The 1,551-nt window shown below is 38.7% G+C and carries 1 protein-coding gene; it reads left to right on the top strand.

The annotated features are described in order from the left end of the window. The first annotated feature begins 134 nt into the window (after window positions 1-134). Window positions 135-1,385, top strand: coding sequence for an IS4 family transposase (locus BALCAV_RS20785; protein WP_003320837.1), 1,251 nt, complete (start codon window positions 135-137; stop codon window positions 1,383-1,385). Window positions 1,386-1,551 lie beyond the last annotated feature (166 nt).

Below are 1,551 nucleotides of genomic sequence, written 5' to 3'. Positions count from 1 at the left end.
ATTAGCTTTGCATAAAGTTATTAAAAATTTGTCAAGTAGTTTCGAGTAGAAATTTATGGTTTCAAGACATAAAAAAACTCCTTATAATTAGGTTTGGTAGTTCTGTCCAAATCCAAATTAAAAGGAGCCCTCACATGGACAAGAATACCATAAAATCTACAATAAATGAACTACTAAAAGTCATTGATGAACATACTTTTTCCAATCTAATTAACGTGATCGACCTTGATAAATACGTGAAAAAGCTAACAGCCTATAAGTTTCTTCAACTGCTGATCATTTCGCAATTGAAAGAAACCAAAAGCTTAACTCAAATGTCAAAGAAGCTAAAAGATAAGGAAGAGCTTCAAGTTCAACTCGCATTTGATACGATTAGCACGTCACAGCTTTCAAGGAAATTGGGTGATTTATCCCCAACGTTATTTGAGAAGATCTTTCATTATCTCGTGTTGAACATTCAAGCAAAGATGAAGCAATCGCCGATCATTCGTGAGATTGGTCGCTTACACGTGATTGATTCAACAACGATGAGCATGAGTGTAAGTCAGTACCCTTGGGCGACTTTTCGTAAAACGAAAGCTGGGATTCGCCTTCATTTACGAGTCGTGGTTACCAAAGAGTTGACCTTACCCGATAAAGGAATTCTTTTACCAGCTAAGCATGCAGACCGCACTCAAATGGGAGATCTCATTGAAATGGATTCGGATACGATCCACTTGTTTGATCGTGGCTATATCGATTATAAACAATTTGATCATCTCTGTTTACACGATGTTCGCTTTATCACTCGTTTGAAGAAGAACGCACAGGTCGAAGTGCTATCCGAACAAATTCCACAAGCAGGTTCACCTATTGTGAAAGACCAAGAAGTGTTTCTAGGTAACTCGCAAAATGGGACAAAAATGACACATCCTTTGCGCTTAATCGAGACACAAGATAGTCAAGGAAACGTCGTCATGATCGTCACGAACTGTTTTGACTTATCTGCCGAAGAAATCGGTGACTTATATCGTTATCGTTGGAAGATCGAGACCTTTTTCAAATGGATGAAACAGCACCTCACGTTCAAAACGTTCTATGGAAAGAGTGAGAATGCGGTGTGCAATCAAATCTGGGTCGCGCTCATCACGTACTGTTTACAAGTGCTTTTACAAGAGCAGCTGCAGCACGATGGTCCTTTACTCGAGATAAAGAAAACCCTACAGAATCTGTTGTTTAAAGGCTTTGACACCTTTCTTCGTTCGCTTTTTAGGCAACCAACACGCTTTTCAACAGGACGCCGAAAACAGAATTGGAAACAAGAGTTTCGAGTAATCGAGCACCAATTCGCAGAAGGTGAGGTGAGCCATCTAGACGACTTGACGTACGATCCACTGTTTAACTAGGAAAAAGAATAAATGTAAAATTGTGGATAAGGACTACCATTTACTTACCTGTTGCCCTTTTTTTCACTTTGACCTGAATAACACAAAATCTGAATGTTCAGACTCATCCGAATGACTAAAAAACAGTGATTTGACATTAGTAGAATTTATTTATGCAATGCTACTG

It is taken from the genome of Alkalihalobacillus alcalophilus ATCC 27647 = CGMCC 1.3604 (assembly GCF_000292245.2).
Classification (GTDB): Bacteria; Bacillota; Bacilli; order Bacillales; family Bacillaceae_D; genus Alkalihalobacillus; species Alkalihalobacillus alcalophilus.
Note: the sequence above shows the minus strand (reverse complement) of the source record. Positions and strands in the feature narration are given on the sequence as shown.